This window comes from Ruegeria sp. BG7, assembly GCF_056535685.1.
The window spans coordinates 3,341,660-3,361,072 of sequence record NZ_JBQFIU010000001.1; the positions used below are offsets into that span (position 1 = coordinate 3,341,660).

Annotated in this window: 18 protein-coding genes; 6 read left to right on the forward strand and 12 right to left on the reverse strand. The window is 56.3% G+C overall.

Features of this window, described 5'->3' with window-relative positions; translation table 11 throughout:
- Window positions 1–88: 88 nt before the first annotated feature.
- Window positions 89–1,591 (reverse strand): BCCT family transporter, encoded by a 1,503-nt coding sequence (locus tag ACR3EH_RS16530; protein ID WP_171647651.1) that lies wholly within the window; start codon window positions 1,589–1,591, stop codon window positions 89–91.
- A 119-nt stretch (window positions 1,592–1,710) separates the two neighbouring features.
- Complete coding sequence (gene acnA / locus ACR3EH_RS16535; RefSeq protein WP_171185873.1) at window positions 1,711–4,401, reverse strand: aconitate hydratase AcnA; 2,691 nt, start codon at window positions 4,399–4,401, stop codon at window positions 1,711–1,713.
- Window positions 4,402–4,626: 225 nt separating this feature from the next.
- Between acnA and ACR3EH_RS16540 the strand changes: the two genes are divergently transcribed.
- Entirely contained in the window at window positions 4,627–5,328 is a 702-nt protein-coding gene (locus tag ACR3EH_RS16540) for a DUF1223 domain-containing protein (RefSeq protein WP_171676118.1), read from the forward strand.
- Here ACR3EH_RS16540 and ACR3EH_RS16545 read toward each other — a convergent pair whose 3' ends face one another.
- The 4 genes from ACR3EH_RS16545 to purB all read right to left on the reverse strand — a co-directional run bounded on the left by ACR3EH_RS16545 (window position 5,329) and on the right by purB (window position 9,774).
- On the reverse strand, window positions 5,329–6,252 hold the full coding sequence (locus tag ACR3EH_RS16545) for a lysophospholipid acyltransferase family protein (protein ID WP_171185869.1): 924 nt from the start codon (window positions 6,250–6,252) through the stop codon (window positions 5,329–5,331).
- A gap of 126 nt (window positions 6,253–6,378) precedes the next feature.
- Entirely contained in the window at window positions 6,379–7,473 is a 1,095-nt protein-coding gene (locus ACR3EH_RS16550; protein WP_171185867.1) for a flagellar motor switch protein FliG, read from the reverse strand.
- Window positions 7,474–7,542: 69 nt separating this feature from the next.
- Window positions 7,543–8,091: a tetratricopeptide repeat protein gene (locus ACR3EH_RS16555; RefSeq protein ID WP_171676116.1), complete on the reverse strand. Its 549-nt coding sequence runs from the start codon at window positions 8,089–8,091 to the stop codon at window positions 7,543–7,545.
- A 378-nt stretch (window positions 8,092–8,469) separates the two neighbouring features.
- Complete coding sequence (gene purB / locus ACR3EH_RS16560; protein WP_171090749.1) at window positions 8,470–9,774, reverse strand: adenylosuccinate lyase; 1,305 nt, start codon at window positions 9,772–9,774, stop codon at window positions 8,470–8,472.
- Between the two features lie 88 nt (window positions 9,775–9,862).
- On the opposite strand from purB, the gene ACR3EH_RS16565 reads away from it, so the two are divergent.
- The 3 genes from ACR3EH_RS16565 (at window position 9,863) to ACR3EH_RS16575 (ending at window position 11,264) form a co-directional block, all read left to right on the forward strand.
- Window positions 9,863–10,195 (forward strand): hypothetical protein, encoded by a 333-nt coding sequence (locus ACR3EH_RS16565; protein WP_171185866.1) that lies wholly within the window; start codon window positions 9,863–9,865, stop codon window positions 10,193–10,195.
- A 166-nt stretch (window positions 10,196–10,361) separates the two neighbouring features.
- Window positions 10,362–10,922 (forward strand): hypothetical protein, encoded by a 561-nt coding sequence (locus ACR3EH_RS16570; protein WP_253746596.1) that lies wholly within the window; start codon window positions 10,362–10,364, stop codon window positions 10,920–10,922.
- A gap of 12 nt (window positions 10,923–10,934) precedes the next feature.
- On the forward strand, window positions 10,935–11,264 hold the full coding sequence (locus ACR3EH_RS16575) for a hypothetical protein (protein WP_171185864.1): 330 nt from the start codon (window positions 10,935–10,937) through the stop codon (window positions 11,262–11,264).
- Between the two features lie 32 nt (window positions 11,265–11,296).
- Here ACR3EH_RS16575 and ACR3EH_RS16580 read toward each other — a convergent pair whose 3' ends face one another.
- Entirely contained in the window at window positions 11,297–12,511 is a 1,215-nt protein-coding gene (locus ACR3EH_RS16580; RefSeq protein ID WP_171185862.1) for a bifunctional alpha/beta hydrolase/OsmC family protein, read from the reverse strand.
- Between the two features lie 281 nt (window positions 12,512–12,792).
- On the opposite strand from ACR3EH_RS16580, the gene ACR3EH_RS16585 reads away from it, so the two are divergent.
- The gene (locus tag ACR3EH_RS16585; RefSeq protein ID WP_171185860.1) at window positions 12,793–12,987 is read left to right on the forward strand and encodes a hypothetical protein; all 195 of its coding nucleotides are present in this window, start codon (window positions 12,793–12,795) and stop codon (window positions 12,985–12,987) included.
- 10 nt (window positions 12,988–12,997) lie between these two features.
- On the opposite strand, the gene dddP is transcribed toward ACR3EH_RS16585, so the two are convergent.
- Window positions 12,998–14,341 (reverse strand): dimethylsulfonioproprionate lyase DddP, encoded by a 1,344-nt coding sequence (gene dddP / locus ACR3EH_RS16590; protein ID WP_171185858.1) that lies wholly within the window; start codon window positions 14,339–14,341, stop codon window positions 12,998–13,000.
- Between the two features lie 122 nt (window positions 14,342–14,463).
- Here dddP and ACR3EH_RS16595 point away from each other — a divergent pair, with 122 nt between their 5' ends.
- Window positions 14,464–15,207, forward strand: a complete 744-nt coding sequence (locus ACR3EH_RS16595; RefSeq protein ID WP_171185856.1) for a heme-dependent oxidative N-demethylase family protein — start codon at window positions 14,464–14,466, stop codon at window positions 15,205–15,207.
- Window positions 15,208–15,242: 35 nt separating this feature from the next.
- Here the strand turns inward: ACR3EH_RS16595 and ACR3EH_RS16600 are convergent, their stop codons facing one another.
- The 4 genes from ACR3EH_RS16600 to glnA form a co-directional block, all read right to left on the reverse strand.
- Window positions 15,243–16,154, reverse strand: a complete 912-nt coding sequence (locus ACR3EH_RS16600; RefSeq protein ID WP_371810733.1) for a hypothetical protein — start codon at window positions 16,152–16,154, stop codon at window positions 15,243–15,245.
- A gap of 199 nt (window positions 16,155–16,353) precedes the next feature.
- Window positions 16,354–17,142 carry a lytic murein transglycosylase gene (locus tag ACR3EH_RS16605; protein ID WP_171185852.1) on the reverse strand — a complete coding sequence of 263 codons (789 nt, stop codon included), beginning with the start codon at window positions 17,140–17,142 and terminating at the stop codon, window positions 16,354–16,356.
- A 66-nt stretch (window positions 17,143–17,208) separates the two neighbouring features.
- Window positions 17,209–17,856: an MSMEG_1061 family FMN-dependent PPOX-type flavoprotein gene (locus ACR3EH_RS16610; RefSeq protein WP_171185850.1), complete on the reverse strand. Its 648-nt coding sequence runs from the start codon at window positions 17,854–17,856 to the stop codon at window positions 17,209–17,211.
- Between the two features lie 127 nt (window positions 17,857–17,983).
- On the reverse strand, window positions 17,984–19,390 hold the full coding sequence (gene glnA, locus ACR3EH_RS16615; RefSeq protein ID WP_171185848.1) for a type I glutamate--ammonia ligase: 1,407 nt from the start codon (window positions 19,388–19,390) through the stop codon (window positions 17,984–17,986).
- Between the last annotated feature and the right edge of the window lie 23 nt (window positions 19,391–19,413).

Here is a 19,413-nt window from a genome sequence, read left to right on the forward strand (position 1 = left end):
CTTGGAAATGCGTCAGCTGCGCAGCAGAATCCAGATCATCGCCGCGATGAACGCAAAGGTTACCAGGTTCATCAGAGTATCTGTGAGATCACCGATCAGCATTGTTTTGACCCTCCTCTCTCAGGCCACGGAATAAGCAGACCATCAGAAGAACTGAAATGAAGACAAAGGGCAAAGCACCCAGTGAAATCAGAATTTTGACCGAGTCCACAGAACCTGAAAGGATCATCGCAACGCTTAATAGTCCTAGTAACGCCCCCCAGATCAGGCGTACGCGGGGGGGCGGGTTCTCGTCGCCACCGGTCGAGAAGGTGCCCAGAACAAATGCCGCGCTGACAACGCTGGTCACAATGAACAGGAACGCAGCCAGTACCGTTGCAAGCGTTGTCATCAGGGACAGCGGCAGCCGGTCGAGCAGGGCAAAGGTCACGCGTTCAATGTTTGTCTGCGTATAGGCCAGAAGTTCGCCTGCGCCGTTGAGTGCCTCGAACAGGCCAATGCCGCCAAAAGCGCCGAACCAGAGGATTGAGAACAGGGTGGGGGCGAACAGTACCCCGATTACGAACTCTCGTATCGTTCGACCACGAGAGATGCGCGCCACGAAGACGCCCACAAAAGGCCCCCACGCGATCCACCAGACCATGTAGGTGAGGGTCCAGTCGCTGAACCATCTGGTGACGTCGTCCCCAAAAAACGTGAAGGTTTGAAAGCCGCGTGGGATGACATTGGTGACATAGTCGCCAAACCCCTGAACCACAGTATTCAAAAGGTATTCGGTTGGGCCAAGAATGATGGTGTAGGCCACGAGGCCGATCGCAATCAGCATGGCAGCGTTAGATAAGCGCGCCATGCCTTGCCCCAGATCGATCAAGAGTGCTGGGATATACGCTCCGACCATTGCCAGAAACACGACGGTAATCAAAAATGCTCCGACCGTTTCCCGGCCTCCCAACACCGCAATTCCATCTGCGACCTGAAAGACGCCCATGGCCATTGAGCCACCCACGCCAATGGCAATCGCAATGATCGCCATGAAGTCTGAAAGCCATCCGACACGTTCGGCCCAGCGTTCACCGGGAAACAGGCTTATGATCGGTGCGCTGACCATCATCCCAGTGCCGCGCCGGAAGCTGAAATAGGCGATGGTTAGGGCAGTTGATCCGTATATGGCCCAAGCGTGCAAACCCCAATGGAAGTTGGTCGCCAGCATGGCCTGCTGAGCAGCAATGTAATCCGGCGCCATGCCTGAGATGAAATTGAAGTGGGTTAATGGTTCGGCCACCGCCCAGAACAAAAGACCGACCCCCATCCCGGCTGAGAACAACATCGAAATCCATGTGGCGGTCGAGAATTCTGGTTCTTCGTCATCGCGACCAAGGCGAATGTTCCCGTATTTCGAGAACGCCAGAACCAGACACCCGATCAACATGCCCGAGGCGGCAAGCATCACAAACCATCCCCGGCTGTGGAAGGTCTGTTGGACAATACCACTGGCCCAGGTCACCAAACTCTGGATGTCGACAACCCCCCATATCCCGATCACGGCAATGACACTGAGGGAACAAACCAGCAGGGCGTTTGGTTTTTGCATGGCGTGTGGCTTCCGTGAATGACCTTGCCCAACAGTTTCAGGTTTTCGAATGAATGACCAGATAACAAAGAACCCCCGACGCTAAGCCGGGGGTTTTAATCGCTCGCAACGCTATCGGTTTACGATGCCTTTGCAAGATTGCGCAGCACATAGTGCAACACGCCACCGTTTTCGATGTATTCAATCTCGGGCGCGGTATCGATGCGGCATTTCAGGGTGATGGCTTTTTCACTTCCGTCGCCATAAACGATTGTGCAGGGCACCTCTTGCAGGGGCTCAACCGAATCCAATCCGTGGATTGAGACGGTTTCATCTCCTTTCAGGCCAAGCGTCTTGCGTGTGTCACCCCCCGTAAATTCAAACGGAATGACGCCCATTCCAACCAGGTTTGACCGGTGTATACGCTCAAAGCTTTCGGCGATGACGGCTTTCACACCCAGCAGCGCAGTGCCTTTGGCTGCCCAGTCGCGGCTTGAGCCCGCGCCGTACTGCTCGCCACCAAACACCACCAACGGCGTGCCGTTCGCCTGATAGGCCATCGACGCGTCGTAGATCGAGGTCTGTTCGCCATCCGGACCCTTGGTGTAACCGCCTTCGACGCCCTCCAGCATCTCGTTTTTGATGCGGATATTGGCGAAGGTGCCGCGCATCATGACCTCGTGGTTGCCACGACGCGAGCCGTAAGAGTTGAACTCACGCGGTTGCACCTGCCGTTCGATCAGATACTGGCCAGCGGGCGAGGTCGTCGCAAATGACCCGGCAGGCGAGATATGGTCGGTTGTGACCATGTCGCCCAGAATTGCCAGCACCTTGGCCCCTTCGATATTCGAGATTGTGCCCGGTTCAGCACCCATGCCCTGAAAGTAAGGCGGGTTTTGAATGTAGGTCGAGGTCGGCGGCCAGTTGTAGGTTTCCTGTTGTGGAACTTCGACCCCGCGCCATTTCTCGTCGCCCTTAAACACGTCGGCGTATTTTGATTGGAACGCCTCGCGGGTCACAGTGGCCTCGACCAGTTCAGCGATTTCACTCTGGGTCGGCCAGATGTCTTTCATGAAGACGTCATTGCCGTCCTTGTCCTGACCGATCGGTTCCGAAGTCAGGTCGATATCCATCGTGCCAGCCAGGGCATAAACCACCACCAGCGGCGGCGAAGCCAGATAGTTGGCGCGGACGTCCGGTGAAATACGCCCCTCGAAGTTGCGATTGCCCGACAAAACCGACGTGGCGACCAGATCGCCCTCGGCAATTGCCTCGGAAATTTCTTTCTGGATCGGGCCCGAGTTCCCAATGCAGGTGGTACAGCCATAACCAACAAGGTTGAACCCGATGGCGTCCAGATGCTGTTGCAGACCGGCGGCCTCGAGGTATTCAGACACGACCTGCGAACCGGGGGCCAGAGACGTCTTGACCCAGGGTTGACGGTTCAGACCCAGTTCATGTGCTTTCTTCGCCACCAAACCAGCGCCGATCATCACATAAGGGTTCGAGGTGTTGGTGCAGGAGGTGATCGAAGCGATCACGACCTTACCCGACTCCATGCCGTATTCTTCGCCTTTGACTTCGACCTGTTTGCCCATCGGGCGTTTGAAGGTCTCGGCCATTTCCTTGGTAAAGGCCGCTTTGGCGTCGGTCAGGGCAACATAGTCCTGCGGGCGCTTCGGGCCCGAGATCGCCGGAACGATCGTGCCCATGTCCAGCGTCAGGGTATCGGTGTAGATCGGAGCGTAGTCCGCGTCGCGCCAGAGGCCGTTTTCCTTGGCATAGGCTTCGACCAGCGCCAGACGGTCCTCGTCGCGCCCGGTATTGCGCATGTAACGAAGGGTCTCGCCGTCGATGGGGAAGAAGCCGCAGGTCGCGCCGTACTCTGGTGCCATGTTGGCGATGGTCGCACGATCGGCCAGCGGCAGGCGGTCCAGGCCTTCGCCGTAGAACTCGACGAACTTACCAACAACGCCCTTTTCGCGCAGCATTTCTACGACCTTGAGAACAAGGTCTGTACCGGTGGTGCCTTCGACCATCGAACCCGTCAGTTCAAAACCAACGACTTCGGGTATCAGCATCGAGATCGGCTGACCCAGCATCGCGGCCTCGGCTTCGATGCCGCCAACGCCCCAGCCCAGAACGGCCATGCCGTTGACCATGGTGGTGTGGCTGTCGGTGCCGACCAACGTATCAGGATAAGCGACCTCATCCCCGTTTTGGTCTGTGTCCGACCAGACAGTCTGCGCAAGATATTCCAGATTCACCTGATGGCAGATACCGGTTCCGGGGGGCACGACACGGAAATTGTTGAACGCCGACTGGCCCCATTTCAGGAACTGGTATCGTTCCATATTGCGTTCGTATTCGCGGTCCACGTTCATCTGAAATGCGCGCGGATTGCCGAATTCGTCAATCATGACCGAGTGGTCGATGACCAGATCAACCGGGTTCAGCGGATTGATTTTCTGTGCATCGCCGCCCAGTCCTTTGATGCCGTCGCGCATCGCCGCAAGATCCACAACCGCCGGAACGCCGGTGAAATCCTGCATTAGCACGCGGGCAGGGCGGTACGCTATCTCACGCGGGTTCTTCCCACCGTTCACGCCCCATTCGGCGAATGCTTTGATGTCTTCGACAGAGACGGAAAAGCCGTCATCTTCGAACCGCAGCATGTTTTCCAGCACGACTTTCAGTGCCGCTGGAAGTTTCGAGAAATCACCCAGACCGGCCTCTTGGGCGGCGGGGATGGAATAATATGAAATGGATTTGCCGTTCACGCTTAGGCTGCGGCGTGTCTTGGCAGTGTCCTGTCCGACTCTGATGGGCATCAGTGGCCTCCCTCTCAAATGACTTGGGCAATGGGATTCGCTGTCTGTTATCTGTATCACCAAACCCCTTCGTTCAAGGAAGAACAAGAACAAAGGGAGCAATTTTGTATACCATCGCACACATTGATGAGGCAAATGTGCACCTGCGCCTCAAGAAACCTTGATTGGTCGTTGAACAGCGAAGCAGCTATTGCTGAATCCCAACCGCCGAAATCGAGAGTTCTTATGTTCAGACCCGCCATTTTGACTGCCCTGATGTCCTGTTTTCTGGCTGCATCTGTCGCGGCCGAGGATGATCCTGTGGTGGTTGAATTGTTTACGTCACAAGGCTGTTCGTCTTGTCCCCCGGCGGACCGGCTGATGCATGAACTGGCCAAGCGAGACGACGTCATCGGCTTGGCGCTGCACGTGGACTATTGGGACTACATTGGGTGGAAGGATGAATACGCTGACCCGGACCACACCACACGGCAGCGCGCCTATGCCCGGGAAGGCGGGCGCTCGATGATCTATACGCCGCAGATGGTGATCAACGGGCAGCATGACATTGTCGGTGCGCAATCTCGTGAGCTCGACCGCCTGATCAATGCGCATCTTAAGGCGGTGCCCGAGGCGTCGGTGAGCGCAACCCGGACAGCGGATGAAGTGACTGTGGAAGTCATGCCGGTAGAATTGCCGGAGGGCGAGACCTATGACATTCGTGTCGTCCAGTATTCGCCCATGCGCCATGCCTCGATCCGTCGTGGAGAGCTGGCCGGGCACGACTTGGACTATGCCAATGTGGTGGAAACCTGGCAGATCGCCGGGCAATGGGATGGCGTCGCACCACAAACCTTCTCAGCTCAACTTGGATCGGATCTTCCGGCGGTTGTTTTGGTTCAACGCGCAGGCCACGGCCCTGTTGTTGCGGCAACGCGTGTGAAGTGATCAAGGCATCTCGTCCGGGGCAATGCCAAGCCCGTTCCAGTGCTTCCAGCGGCGGTGAATCCAGAACCATTGCCCCATATGCTGGCGGACCATCTTCTCTAGGTCATCATTGGTGAACTGGGTCATGGTTTTCGGGTCCGTATGTGGAACCGGATCGTGCAGAATGATCTCAAAATCTATTCCGTTGGGTTGACGCACAGCGTAGCAAGGGATGAGTTCCGCCTTGTATTTCATCGCGAGTTCAGCGTTCAACACAGAGGTCACGGCGGGTTTGTCGAAAAACATCAGTTCTTCGCCCCCCATGGCGTGAAGGTCAGACACGATGGCAATGATGCCACCCTTTTTCAGCGTGCGCACCATTTCAACCATCCCCCGACGTCCTTGCTCGAACATGGGGGCGCCGGTCTTGTAGAAGGCTTCTACGTAAGCGTCGTTGAAATAAGGGTTTGCCATCCTGCGATACAGGCAGCCTATCGGCTGACCGCTGTATTTTTGCAGGGCAATGCGCGCGGCCAGATAGTGGCCAAAATGCGCAGTAATCATCATGACCGGGCGCCCTTCGGCGACTGCTGCATCAAAGGCGGCAATGCCTGGGCCTGAAATCTTTGCTGTACTCTGACGCTCGGTGAAGCCCTCTGGCGAAAAATGCTCCATGATCGCCCGACCTGCATTGTCCGGCACATCACGACAAATCTTTTTAACCTCGGCATCGGACAGGTCAGGGCAGGTGAGCTTCAGATTGCGACGGATACGTGTGCGAAAACCAACCACCGGGGCCAGTGATCGCATGATCGCGCCCATGGTCGCGATGCGCCGTTCATAAGGAAGCAGGCGCATTGCCCCGATAATCCCCTGAAGGACCAGATTGGTGACATAGTATTTTCCAAGCTCAAACTTGCTGAGCTCCGACTTTTCGACGGGCATGGAGGCATCTCACCGCGTGTTGCGAAGTTCTGTGCCAGACATACAGGCCGATGTTGGTAAGCTCAAGCGTTCAGCAAGGTGCCAATCAAAGTGGACGGATCGCGGCGCATAATCTTGACTTAAGTGCTATTCGGCCTCTTCTTCGGGATCGACCAAAGCGATTGTTCCTGCATCAGCCAATGTCCGAATGGCACCAACCACCTGTGTCATCGCGTCTTCAGCTTCAGATTGCTTGACGCGTCCACGTTCGCCCATCTCTTCGCGCAGATTATCCGCCATGCGGGACGAGATGTTGGACAAAAGAAACTCGACCGATGCTTTGTCATCATCGGCGGCTGCTCCGGTTAGGGCCGTGACCAGAACGGGTTGGTCCACTTCGCGCAGTATGGCGGGAACATCGCGGGCTGCGATACGGCTGGAGATATGGGCGAAGGTAAAGATTGATTGACGCACGAGATCGGCAAAAGCGGCGTCATCCTCATCCAGTGCATTCAGCAAATCGTCACGCGTTGCAGCCGCAGACTGGTTCAGGATCGCGCCAACACGCGCGCCGGGGCCGTCATCGAACGCCTGAGCCGGACGCTGATCCAATTGCGCAGCCAAAGACCAGCCAATTCGTTCGACCGATTCGGGGGTGACGTTAGCCGTCTTTGAAACCGCGTAAGTGATCCGACGGGCCACCGGGCCGGGCATATGACCCAGCATCTGAGCCGCCTGTGCGGTGTCCATTTTGGACAGCATCACAGCAGCCACTTCGGTGCTTTCCGCCTGAGCCATGGCGGCAAGATCCTCGGCAGGGATGTCGCGCAGTCTTTGCCACGGATCGCCAACCTGACGTACACCCGCCACTTTGCGCAGACGGGCGGCCGTTTTGGGGGCGATTTTTCCGGTTACTGCATCCAGTGCTCCTGCCAGCCCGTGCGGAAACGCCAGCCCAAGGTTATTCAAAGCCTCGCTGAATTCCTGCGCCACGGCATCCAGAGTTACACGATCCACCAGCCCCATCTCGCCAAGTTGATGTGTCAGCCTTTCTTGCAGATCATCTGGCAGTTCTTCCAAAGGAAGATCCGCGCCTTCGTTGAGCAAAAGGCGCACAACAACCGCGGCCTTCTGGCGGCTGGTCAATGTCCTGGGAACAAGTCGCGGTGTGTCGTCATTCCCTGTGGCAAGCGGAGCGGATGCCCCGGGTGCCGCTTGTATCAATGCGTTTGTGTCCTGCATCTGCCTGTGGTGCCAAAATTTCTGAACCACAGGCAGATTACGGAGAATCGGGTTAAATAACCTTGAAGTTTAGTAGTTATAGGTCAGCCCGGTGCGGATGGCTTCACGCAACGATGCCTCGGCCCAGGTTCCTTCGCCACCACGTGCTTTGATCTCGCGCCATTGCTCGATCGCAAGATCGGTTCTGCCTTCGGCGACAAAGCCCTGTCCCATGTAACTGCGGGCGAGGATGTTGTCGGGGTTAGAGTTGATGGCATTGCTGTAGAAGACGTTTGCTAGCTCAAGCTCACCCATTTTGCGGTACGTAAAACCCCAATACGTCAGGACGCGATCATCGTCCTGATCCATGATGCGCAGAATGTTCTGAGCGTTCTCGAATTGCCCGTCATAAGCCAGCTCGCGCACGGCGTCATACAGCTCATCATCGGTGAAATTGGTCTTGTTCGGTTTGACACAACGCCCCGCGTCCTTGTCGTAGACGCGGCCAAAAAGGCACCTCTTGGTCGTGTTCGTTGGTTTTGGTGGGGTCGTGGTGCTGCCACCATCGCCGGCTGCATACAAAGCCGGTGCGAAGGCGAAAGCCTGAAGGGCAATAGCTGAAACTAAAACAAGGCGCATTTTCCTACTCCGTTCTTTGGGCTGCTCTGATCAAGCATAGCGCGATTTGATAAAAGGCTAACAATTGCGCTGTCGCTTTTATTCACAAGTAGGAAAGAAAAACCTCAGCTATTGACGGTTTTTACGCAACTATGGGCCTCGGCGTCCCATTGTGTTCCCGGCGCGCAGGACTGCGTTCGTTCAGTATGGGCGCTGCAGGCCAAAGCGACAGAGGCTGAGCAGCCAAGGGCCAATGCGCAAATCAAAGTCCGGATCATCAAGCTTCTCCTGTTCAGGAATGCGCGGACAAGATAACCGATTTTTGATGATCTGGCAAAAGAACAAGGCCCGGATCGCTGCGTGCGAACCGGGCCCCTGAACTGCTTGATCGCTTAAGAATTATTCGCCGAACACTCGGGCAAAGATCGTATCGACATGCTTGGTGTGATAGCCGAGGTCGAATTTTTCTTCGATTTCTTCAGGGCTGAGCGCAGCGGTGACATCCGCATCTGCCAGCAACTCTTCTTTGAAGTCGGTGCGATGTTCCCAGACCTTCAGCGCGTTGCGTTGGACCATGGCGTATGCGTCTTCACGGCTGACCCCGGCTTGGGTCAGCGCCAACAAAACCCGCTGGCTCATAACAAGGCCAGGGAACTTGTTCATGTTCTCCATCATGTTTTCTGGGAAGATCAGCATCTTGTCGACCACGCCAGTCAGCCGCGCCAGCGCGAAATCGAGCGTGATCGTGGCGTCCGGCCCGATCATACGTTCAACCGACGAATGCGAAATATCACGCTCATGCCAGAGCGCAACGTTCTCCATCGCTGGGATCACGGCCGCGCGGACCATGCGCGCCAGACCTGTCAGGTTCTCGGTCAGAACAGGGTTTTTCTTGTGTGGCATAGCCGAGGAACCTTTTTGACCCATCGAGAAGAACTCGGCCCCTTCCAACACCTCGGTCCGCTGCATGTGGCGGATTTCGATGGCGATGTTTTCGATGCTGCTGGCGATGACGCCCAGAGTCGCAAAGAACGCGGCGTGGCGGTCACGCGGAATGACCTGCGTGCTGATCGGCTCAGGCACCAATCCCATCTGGTCGCAGACATGTTCCTCAACGCGTGGATCGATATTGGCGAAGGTGCCAACTGCGCCGCTGATCGCGCCGGTGGCGATTTCCGCGCGAGCGTCCCGCATCCGCGACAGGTTGCGGTCCATCTCGGCGTAGAAGCGGGCAAAGGTCAGGCCCATCGTGGTCGGCTCGGCATGGATGCCGTGGCTACGACCGATGCGTACAGTGTCCTTATGTTCAATCGCGCGGCGCTTGAGCGCGGCCAGAAGGCCTTCAAGATCGGCGATCAGGATGTCAGCGGCGCGGGTCAGTTGTACGTTCAGGCAGGTGTCCAGCACGTCGGAACTGGTCATGCCCTGATGCACAAAACGGGCTTCTTCGCTGCCCACATGCTCGGCCAGATGGGTCAGGAAGGCGATGACATCGTGTTTGGTGACGGCCTCAATCTCATCAATACGGGCTACGTCGAACTCCACGTCTTTGGCTTTCCACACGGCCTCAGCATTTTCGCGCGGGATGACGCCCAGATCGGCCATGGCATCGCAAGCGTGTGCCTCGATCTCGTACCAGATGCGGAACTTGCTCTCGGGCGACCAGATGGTGACCATGTCAGGGCGGGAATAACGAGGAATCATTGGCGGCAGCACCTTTTTGTGATTGGGATGAGGCGTTGGCGCGGGGTTTAGCCCTGTGTGCAGCAGGGAACAAGAAGAGAGAGCGCCTATGAGACGGTTTGCCCTGATTTTGGCCCTTTGGCCGGGTGTTTTGGCCGCAGATGGCTTTCAGAAATTGTTAGGTGACGAAATTCTGGCCGCGCTGACAGATAAGAAGCTCGAATATGGTGCAGGGGTTTGGCAAACCTTCGAGGCCAGCATGAGCACGCAGTACTTCTCGGGTGGGCCAAGCGCCGGGCGCTGGGCCGTGCGCGAGGATCAGTATTGTTCGATCTGGCCGCCTTCAGACTTGTGGGCCTGTTACGATGTCTTCCGCAATGAGGATACAATTCGGTTCGTCGACGATGCGGGCGGCGAGACAGATGGCGTTTACGCGCAATAGAGGCGCGGACTTGTTAAGTGATTTCAAACCCATTCGGCGACGGCGACTGCACTTTGAAAGCTCACATGCGGGATCGTAATCCGCCCGGTCTTTGCGTGCCGGTACTGGACAAACTGCGTCTGGAAGGGTCAAGCTGCGTTTGCGGAAATCATCAGGTTATTAAGATATGCGTTTATTTTCAGGATCATTGCTGGCCGCGTGCGCTGCCGTGTGGCTGAGCGCGGCAGGGTTAGTGACGGCCGATACTCCGGTGACGTACACGGAAGATGGTCGTGCGTTGTTTCGTTTCAGTGTCCCTGATTTCTGGGTGCTGCGCACTGGCGGCCCGCGAGAGATCGAGGATTCCGAGCTAGGTGACACGCGCGGAGTGTCACGTGTCATGGGGATGCGCCCTGTGACAGACGATACAGTCTGGATGGGGTTTGTTTCGCCCGACGGCGTTGCATCCATTCAGGATGGTGTCCGCTACTTGCAGGATATCGACAAGTTTCTGGTCAACGATCCAACCGTTACAAGCACAAGCGACACACGTATCGGAGGATTGCCTGCGAAGGTGTTCCGGGGCACCGGACGCCGCGAAGGCAGGGGGGTCAGCTTTACAGCAACGCTTATTGACCTGCCGCGGGGCCGCGTTGCAGTTGCCGTGGCCATTCTGCGCGATGGTGCGAATCCGGACTATGCTGACGATCTGAACGCAGTCTTCGCGTCGTTCCGGTCGCTTCAGTAAGGAGAGGGTGCGATGAATTTTCAAATGATCAGACGGATTTCTCTTGCACTTGGGCTGGGCGCTGCAAGCTTTGGCTTGTCGGCCTGTGAAGGCGTCTCGGTTGGCGTTGGGTATGGATATGGGTACGACCCGTTCTACGACTCGATGCTTTGGAACGACTATTACCGCCGAGACGTAAATATCGACATCGACCGCCCCGATCGACCAAACCGGCCTGACCGCCCGGTTCGTCCTGAACGTCCGAAACCGCCGGTTGCCAAACCGCCTGCACGGCCAAGGCCGCCGACGGCGCGTCCACCTGCCGCACGGCCACCCATTCATCGGCCATCACCGCGCCGCTAAAAATTAAAGGCCGCCAGACAGGCGGCCTTTTTTTACGGCAGAAGCTCGGTTGTGATATGGGCGGAACCTTCCAGCGTTCGGTGTACCGGGCATTTGTCAGCTATCTCAAGCAGGCGCTGTTTTTGCGCCTGATCCAGCGGACCGGTCAGCCGGATTTTCCGACGAAACTGATCCACTTTGCCCTCATTGGCCAGACCTGCATCCTGCGCATGCACTTTGTCATGACAGACATCAACACTGACATTTGTCAGGGGCCAGCGTTTGCGGCGGGCGTACATTCGGATCGTCATGGATGTGCAAGCGCCCAGACCAGCGGATACAAACCCGTAGGGGGACATGCCTTTGTCTGTACCGCCGTACGAGACCGGCTCATCCGCGACCGCGTGGTGATGGGGTCCGGCCTGAATATCTTGCATAAAGCCGTTTGGGTCAGCCTCGGTGATACGCACAACACCTTCCGGGGCACCGGGTGGCGGGGCGGGTGGGCAAAGCTTTACGTAACGCGAAACCCATGCGGTTATCACATCAGCCGCATATTCGGCATCCTCAGCACGTGTGATCAGGTGATCGGCATCGTCGAGAGTCACAAAGCTTTTGGGATGTTTTGCCGCCAGAAAAATCGTGCTGGCGTTATCGATGCTGACGGTTTCATCCCGCGGTGCGTGAAGGATCAACAACGCAGCTTTGAGTTCGGCAATCGACACCGACAAGGCAGATTGCGCGATGTCATCTACAAAGGCTTTGCCAATGCGGAAAGGACGCCCGCCTAACGTGACTTCGGCACTGCCGTCCTGCTCAATCTGCGGTAAAGCGGCTTCGAAATGATGCGAGACATGACTTGGGTCTGCCGGAGCCCCGATGGTCACCACGGCTTTTATCGACGGAATGCCCGCCCGTGCACGCAGAACGGCTGCGCCGCCCAGCGAATGTCCGATCAACAGGGCAGGTGCCATGCTCCGACCAGCCAGGTATTGCGCGGCGGCAATCAGGTCTTCGACATTCGAGGTAAAGGTCGTGTTCGCGAACTCTCCTTCGGAATGGCCCAGCCCGGTAAAGTCAAAGCGCAGAACTGCGATCCCCATGGCGGCCAGTCGGGCAGATATACGTCGGGCCGCTGGGATGTCCTTGGAACATGTAAAGCAATGGGCAAAGAGCGCTGTCGCCAGCACCGGACCGTCCGGAAGGTCAAGACGCGCGGCCAGTTGGCTGCCGTCATGTCCGGCAAAGGTAATGCGTTCCGTGGGCATGTCGGCTCCTTGAATGAGTTGGGGGAACACCGACAATAGTGGGTTTATGTTGGTCCGGTCTCAACCCTTATGTCAGTCGCGTCACGTGAAGGTGAGAACTTTGTGCGCGTTTTCTCACCTGTGAACCATCATGTAGCTAAGCGTAGTGATTGAGAGGGCGGTCTTACAAACTTGCACTTATAGCATCATGTATTGTGAAGTTAGGCAAATCAAACATTCATTTTACTTATATTTTATTGGGACACATCTATGGATCGCAGTTGTCGACCAAGGAGATACCCATGTCACACGCAGAAATCACCGCCCGCAGCCCTGTGATGCACCCTCTGTGGATCATCGCGTTGCTACTGGCCGGTGTCACAGGCTTTGTCGCTGGACAGTCCTGGCCCGCAAACTTGAGCAGGCCACAGGTTCAAGACGAACCGATCCTGGAAGACTGGCACGGCAATGTCCGCCGGTCGCATTGGTCAAAGTGAGGCGTTGGCCTCACTCTGCCCCCATTAAGCGGGCATCGAACGGGTACTTTGTAAGGTTCTCATAGCCGTCCTCGGTAATGAGAACCTGATCTTCAAGCTTGATGCTGAAATCACCGCCAACCTCGCCAACGCAAGCTTCGACACACAGGACCATTCCGGGTTCCAGCGCATAGTCATAGGATCCTTCGACGGCCTTATCCGGATAGGCCACAAGCGGCCACTCGTCACACAGGCCCACGCCATGCATCAGGCAGCCGTATTTCTGCGCCTGAAACTTGTCGTCCAACCTGTGGGAATTTGCCGTCAGTTCCGGGATCATCACACCGGGTTTGAGCATCTCCATATTGGTCATGATGTGTTCATGTGCGTGCTGCATGGCATAGATCATGTCCGCCCGTGGTTTTTGATCGCCAATCCACCAGCTGCGCGAAATGTCGATGCAAATTCCGTAGGATCCGATCAAATCGGTGTCGAACGAGATGATCTCGTTCTGCTGCGTTATCCGAGGGCCGCATTCCTGAAACCACGGGTTGGTTCGCTGGCCCGAGGCCAGGAGGCGGGTTTCGATCCATTCCCCGCCGCGTTTGATGTTTTCCGCATGCAGAACAGCCCATATGTCATCTTCTGAGGTCTTCCCATTGCCCACATTGGCACGGGCAAACTTCTCCATTTCAGCTACCGCTGTCTCGCACGCATGGCTGGCGCAGCGCATAGCAAGGATTTCGTCCGGTCCTTTGATGGCTCGGGTCTTTTCGGTCAGCTCTTCGCCTTCCATGATCTCGAAACCTTGCGCCTCAAGCGCGCGCAGGCCGTGCAGCATGATCTTGTCCACGGCAAGGCGTTTGTTGCCGCCGCTGTGCTCTTCGATCAGCACCCGCACTTCATTCGAGAACACATCCGCCGCCACGTCGACCTTGTCGCCCCGGTCGAAATAAAACAGGTCCGCGCCTGAGCGTTGTTCACGCACCAGTGGGTTGAACGTGCTGAGGAAGGGCGAGTTCTTGTAATCCCAAATCACCATGTACCCGTCGGCACACAACAAAACGGCACGGAACGGGTTATGCGTGTTCCACAGCTGCATATTTGTGCTGTCGGTCGCATAGCGAATGTTCAACGGATCGAACATCAGCACGCCGCCATACCCGCGATCCACTACAGCCTGCGTCAGCCGCTTCCAGCGATGTTCCCGCATACGGGTCAGGTTGGGCAATTCCAGTCCGGCTGCGGCCCATTCATCAAACGCCAGCTGCGTCGGTCCGATCTCAATCCGGTCATTGTCGTTCGGAGTGCCGTCGCCCAAAGTTGCGCCTTTGGTGGGATCGATCTTGCGCGTGTCTCTGTAGTGATGATTCATGGCTGGCCTCGTCATGTGTTTTGGTGAAACTAGTGTGCCGATCTACAGCGTCTGAAAAAAATGCGACCGCGAGGTAGTCGTTTTCGACCGACACGTCGTCTGGGGCATGCTAAGCCTTTGTCATGAGGCAGATTCTGCAAAACACAATTCCGTACGATGTCCGAAATCCGCGTGCCTTGCCGGGGATACAACCGACGACATTGGAAAACTGGCTGCATCAGGACGATGCATTTTCTGGTCAGATGCAACGCCGTGAAGAGCTGCTTTTTGACCATCGAGACGATGTTCTGGCCCTTGATCCACAGGCGGAACCTGCCGCCCGCGAGCTGTTGGATCTTGTTTTGGCCCAAGTCTACCCTTCAGCCGGGGAGACGGTTGTCAGGCCCGATGGTGCAATGGTTTCTATCGACTACAATCGACCGTTGGATACGCTGTGCAAGTTGGTGCAGGAAGATTTCTGTATTCTTCAAAAGCGCGGGGATGAGCATGTTCTGACCGGCGCGATCCTGTGCTTTCCAGCCAGCTGGCGTTTGGCGGAAAAATTCATGCGGCCACTGATCGACATTCACGTGCCCGTCGAAAGCTATGACGACAGTATTGCGATGAGGGTTCAGCGGTTGTTCGATGGCATTCAGCCCGGGCGCCCATTGTGGCGTTTCAATGCCCTCTGGTATGAAGATCCCGAGCTATTCCAGCCCCGCAGTGTGCACGCACCGCGGGAAATTCGGGACCGGCAACAGGACTCTTATCTTCGGAGTGAACGTCAAACCATGTTGCGGCTGCCCAAGACGAAAGCGGTCGTGTTTTCCATCCATACGTATGTTCTGGCTGCGCACGCGGTTTCAGAAATGGAAAACCCCGCCTGACGGCGGGGCCTCCAAGGAGGGTCTTGGTAATTTGGTTACATGCCCAAGGCGTTGGCAACGTCGGCAAACGCATTGCTGGCGTTCAGTGCGACAATGGCAAACGTGAACACGAGCACTTGAGTGTTGAGGCGGAAATCTTCGCCCCGGACCAAGTTGACTGCAGCCATCGACAGGGCGATCGGTCCAGATACGCTGGCCAGAACGCCTGTCATACACCAACTGCTGAGGCGCAGAATGTCGCTTGGTCGTTCCTCATCTGTCGCCACATCAGCACTAGGCGCTGCCTGATCAGATGGAGCGACGTCATCACTGCGGAACGCAATGCTGAGCAATTGCTCATCCGTAAGCTGGATCGGCCGAGCCGTCGGAGCGTGCAGGGCAGTGATGTTGTCATCCAGTTCAGGCATTTTGACGTCGGCGAACTGACCGGTCAGGGACTGAAAGATCTGTTTCCTGTCTCGCGTTTCGCGACTTGGGGTCAAGGTATCGAAAGCGCTCATGAATTGTTCGACCGTCAGCACCGTGTGCGGTGACAGCCATTCAACACGCCGGGTCGAGCAGATGTCGACCATGCGATACAAGACGACCACCAGCATCAGTTCCGAGATTTCGGTATTATCCAGTATCGGCGACACGGGGGTGACTGACAGTACAAGCCGGTTCTGAGGATGCGAGACGCGGGGCTTTGTTATGGTTTTTAGCCCCGCGGCGCGATCCATGCGCTCGTATCGGTCTTCCTGCTCGGGTGTGCCTGTATCCAGCGTCAGCCGAACCAGATATTGGCTCGAGACGATGCTGGCCTCGGAATAGCTGAGCAGTGCTTTGCGCTCGACCAGATGGCCGTAGTCCTCAAGCGTTGTCGCAACGATGGTTCCAAAGCGCTCGAGCGCGCCAGTTGCGTCACCATCAAATTGCAGACCGCCATGGTAGCTATGCTTCCGAGCCACTGCTTTGTCCTTATTCAAGCATTGTTCGAAAGACACTCTAGCAACCGTTCTGGGGGAGAATTTGGCAAAAAATGCAAAAAAACGAAATTTTCCCGCGATTGATTACGCTTTGGAAACCAAGAAACTAAAGGCTTTTGTTTGTCACTGTGGCGGAAATGTGGCGAAAACGAGCGTGGCGCGTGTTTTCCGTGCGGCGACGCTATTGATCGATTCGGGCGGCCATGATGGCAATGGATTGCTGATACACAGAGGCCGCGTTCCACTGCTGCAAAACACGAAAATTTGGTTCTCCGGGCTGGTAACCGCGACCGGGTTTCCACCCTTTCTTGCGAAGAAAATTCGCGGTTGAGGCCAGAGCGTCCGTCATATTGTAGAAATCCACACGCCGGTCACCAGTGGCATCGACGCCATAGGTCAACGCGTTGCCGGGCAGGAATTGGGTATGGCCCAATTCGCCATGTTTTGCCCCTTTTGTCGCCATTGTGATACTGCCCATATCCACCAGTTTCAGTGCCCCAATTGCATGGGGAATAAAGAACTCGGATCGGCGACAATCATAAGCCAGAGTGGTTATTGCGGAAACAATCTGGCTATCACCCATGAAATTGCCAAAGCCGGTTTCCATGCCATGAATGGCGATCAGCACACCAGCTGGCACACCGTACTGGCGCTCGAAGGCTGCATAATAATTGGGGTTAGCGGCTTTGCGTTTACGTCCTTGCGCCACGATTGTGTCTGCCCCGCGGACCCGCATGAACTTGTCCAGCGAGTATTTGAAGCTTTTCTGGTTGCGATCTGCTGCAATGGTGCGCGTTGCGTACTGTGTCTGCGACAGCGCTTGCAGCCCCTTTTTCTTGACCCCGGCCTTACGTGCCTGTTTCGCAAAATCGGCTTTCCACGCTTCAAACCCGGCGCTGGTGTTCCCGCAGGGCGCGGCCAAAACAGGCGAGGTCAGTGACAAAGCGAGGATAGCTGCAAGGCGAAACATGGGCACAATCCGTTTGAGATGAAGTCTGAAGTCAGCGTAGCTGGGGCCTTGGGTTCGGGAAAGAAGTTAGTAGAGGTCCAGCTCTCCTTTCTCTTTAAGTGTTTCGAACCATTCGTCCGGGGTGGCCTTTATGCGGGCATGTTTCACCATCATGGCGTTCATGTTCGGCAGGTTTGAGGAATCCGGCCACGCGTCGGGCTGCCACAGGTTTGAGCGAATGACGCATTTGGGGCAATGCGCAAACACCGTATGAACGTGGATCAGCAGCGCCAGTTTCGGCGCATGGCCAGCAATGGCCATTTGCTCCAGTAGCTGCGGGTCCGCGCAGATCCGGGCCTCGCCCCGAAGTCTGAGGGTCTCCATCTTGCCGGGAACAAAGAAAATCACACTCACACGCGGGTCTTTGAGAACGTTGTGGAAGGTATCCACCCGTTTGTTGCCCGGACGGTCCGGGATAGCGATCAGTGTATCGGACAAGGCCTGAACAAAACCTGCAGGATCCCCACGAGGGGAGATATCCAGATATCCGTCGGGGTTGGCCGAGGCGATCAGGCAGAAGGGCGAAGTAGCGATGAAGTCGCGGCACATCTGGTCCAGTTCAGAGAGTTCTTTGGCAATGATCTGCGGGAGAGGGGTGCCGGAAATCTGAAGCAGTTCTTTTTCGGATGTCACGAAATTTGAGTATTTCGAAAAAGGTGAAGTGCTGAAGGCCATACTGTTGTCTCCGGTTGGGAGTGTCCTCTTGAGTTTGTTGAAACTCAGGCGACGCGTCAAATCATACCGGTAGAAAAGACAAGGGCGCCCGATTGGACGCCCTTGCAGATGTAAACCCAAATCCGGTTTAGCAGCTGTAATACATGCCGTATTCAACCGGATGCGGGGTGTGCTCGTAGGTTTCGACCTCTTCCATCTTCAGTGCGATGTAGCCGTCGATCTGGTCTTTGGTGAACACGTCGCCCTGCAGCAGGAAGTCGTGATCCGATGCCAGAGCTTCCAGAGCTTCGCGCAGGCTGCCGCAAACGGTTGGGATGTCAGCCAGTTCTTCGGCAGGCAGATCGTACAGGTTCTTGTCCATGGCTTCGCCCGGATCGATCTTGTTCTTGATGCCGTCCAGACCAGCCATCAGCAGCGCAGCAAACGCCAGATAGGGGTTCGCAGCCGGATCGGGGAAGCGGGCCTCGACGCGCTTTGCTTTCGGGCTTTCGGTCCACGGAATACGCACACAACCCGAACGGTTACGGGCCGAGTAGGCGCGCAGAACGGGTGCTTCGAAGCCCGGGATCAGGCGCTTGTAGCTGTTGGTCGCCGGGTTGGTGAAGGCGTTCAGGGTCTTGGCGTGCTTCAGGATGCCGCCAATGAAGTACAGCGCTTCGTCCGACAGATCAGCATACTTGTCACCTGCGAACAGAGGCTTGCCGTCTTTCCAGATCGACATGTTCACGTGCATGCCGGTTCCGTTGTCGCCTGCGATCGGCTTCGGCATGAAGGTGGCCGATTTACCATAGGCGTGGGCTACGTTGTGAATGACGTATTTGTACTTCTGCAGTTCGTCAGCCTGCTTGGTCAGGCTGTCGAAGATCAGGCCCAGTTCGTGCTGGCACGAGGCAACCTCGTGGTGGTGCTTGTCGACCTTCATGCCCAGACGCTTCATGGTCGATAGCATTTCCGAACGCAGATCCTGCGCCTCGTCAACGGGGTTCACCGGGAAGTAGCCACCCTTGACGCCCGGACGGTGGCCCATGTTGCCCATCTCATACTCGGTGTCGGTGTTCCACGACGCATCAGTTGCATCAACTTCGTAAGATACCTTGTTGATACTGTTAGAGAAACGGACGTCGTCAAACAGGAAGAATTCGGCTTCCGGACCCATGTAGGCGACGTCACCGATACCCGATGATTTCAGGTAAGCTTCGGCTTTCTGAGCGGTGCCGCGCGGGTCACGCTCGTACGCCTCGCCGGTGTCGGGCTCAACAACCGAGCAGTGAACACAGATGGTTTTTTCTGCGTAGAACGGATCGACATAGGCGCTTTCGGTGTCGGGCATCAGTTTCATGTCGGATGCTTCGATCGACTTCCAACCGGCAATGGAAGAACCATCGAACATGAAGCCTTCTTCCAGAAAGCCTTCGTCGACCTGATCGGCCATGATGGTCACGTGCTGAAGCTTGCCGCGCGGGTCGGTGAAACGGATGTCGACGTATTCTGCGTCTTCGTCCTTGATCAGCTTAAGAACTGCGTCCTTGCTCATTCTCTAGATTCCTCTGACTTGAA